Origin of the sequence: Paraburkholderia suaedae (assembly GCF_040812055.1) — a bacterium.
Lineage (GTDB): Bacteria > Pseudomonadota > Gammaproteobacteria > Burkholderiales > Burkholderiaceae > Paraburkholderia.
Genome location: NZ_JBFOAH010000096.1, coordinates 1 through 1,401, shown reverse-complemented (window position 1 = coordinate 1,401; position 1,401 = coordinate 1). Strand labels below are relative to the sequence as shown.

The following is a 1,401-nucleotide window of genomic DNA, read 5'->3' as shown; positions in this document are numbered from 1 at the left end:
CGTGATCATCGTGGTGGCGTTCCTCGTGATGGGCGGCCTGCTGCTGCTCGTGCACAAGACCAGGCTCGGCCGCGCAATGCGCGCGATCGCCGAGAACCCGGGCGTCGCGAGCCTGATGGGCGTAAATCCGAACTTCGTGATTTCGGCGACCTTCATGATCGGCTCGGCGCTCGCTGCGCTCGCCGGCGTGATGATCGCGTCCGAATACGGCAACGCACACTTCTACATGGGTTTCATCCCCGGCCTGAAGGCCTTTACCGCGGCGGTGCTGGGCGGTATCGGCAATCTCGGCGGCGCGATGGTGGGCGGGGTGATCCTCGGCCTGATCGAACAGCTCGGCGCAGGTTACATCGGCAACCTCACGGGCGGTGTGTTCGGCAGCAACTATCAGGACGTGTTCGCCTTCATTGTGCTGATCGTCGTGCTGGTGTTCCGTCCGTCGGGTCTGCTCGGCGAACGCGTTGCGGATCGCGCTTGATCCCAGGCCATAAGGAGCAAATAGACATGACCTCAATTCAACCGATCGAGCCGTCCACGACGCTCATTCCTGAAAAGAACCTGGGCAAGACGCTGACTGTCGGCATCGTCACGGCGATCTTCGTGATCGCCGCGCCGATGATCATTGGCGCGGCCGGCGGCAACTACTGGGTTCGCGTGCTCGACTTCGCGATGCTGTACGTGATGCTCGCCCTCGGCCTGAACGTGGTGGTCGGCTTCGCCGGCCTGCTGGACCTCGGCTACATCGCGTTTTACGCGATCGGCGCTTACACGGCGGCGTTGCTGAGCTCGCCGCACCTGACGTCGCAATTCGGGTGGATTGCGCATCTGGCGCCGAACGGGCTGCATATACCCATCTGGATCATCGTGCCGGTCGCGATGTCGTTCGCGGCCTTTTTCGGGATCGTGCTCGGGGCGCCGACCCTGCGTCTGCGTGGCGACTACCTCGCGATCGTGACCCTGGGGTTCGGGGAAATCGTGCGGATCTTCATGAACAACCTCGACCGTCCGGTGAACATCACCAACGGACCGAAGGGGATCACGGGGATCGATCCGGTGTCGGCAGGCGGTTTCAGTCTTGCGCAGACGCACTCGTTGTTCGGCGTCCAGTTTCCGTCGGTGTACTTGTACTACTACCTGTTCGTGCTGTGCTCGCTGCTCGTGATCTGGGTCTGCACCCGCTTGCAGCATTCGCGTATCGGCCGCGCATGGGCCGCGATCCGCGAGGACGAGGTCGCCGCCAAGGCGATGGGCATCAATACCCGCAACGTGAAGCTGCTGGCGTTCGCGATGGGCGCGTCGTTCGGCGGCCTGTCGGGCGCGATGTTCGGCTCGTTCCAGGGCTTCGTGTCGCCGGAATCGTTCACGTTCTGGGAATCGGTCGTGGTGCTGGCGTGCGTGGTG

2 protein-coding genes are annotated in these 1,401 nt (G+C 63.3%); both read left to right on the top strand.

Annotated elements, in window-relative coordinates; all coding sequences use genetic code 11:
- The coding region (locus ABQJ48_RS37700; RefSeq protein WP_367842920.1) for a branched-chain amino acid ABC transporter permease at positions 1-478 on the top strand (478 nt) is incomplete at its 5' end.
- Between the two features lie 26 nt (positions 479-504).
- Positions 505-1,401 (top strand): ABC transporter permease subunit (locus tag ABQJ48_RS37695; RefSeq protein WP_367842919.1); only part of this gene is annotated, 897 nt, incomplete at its 3' end.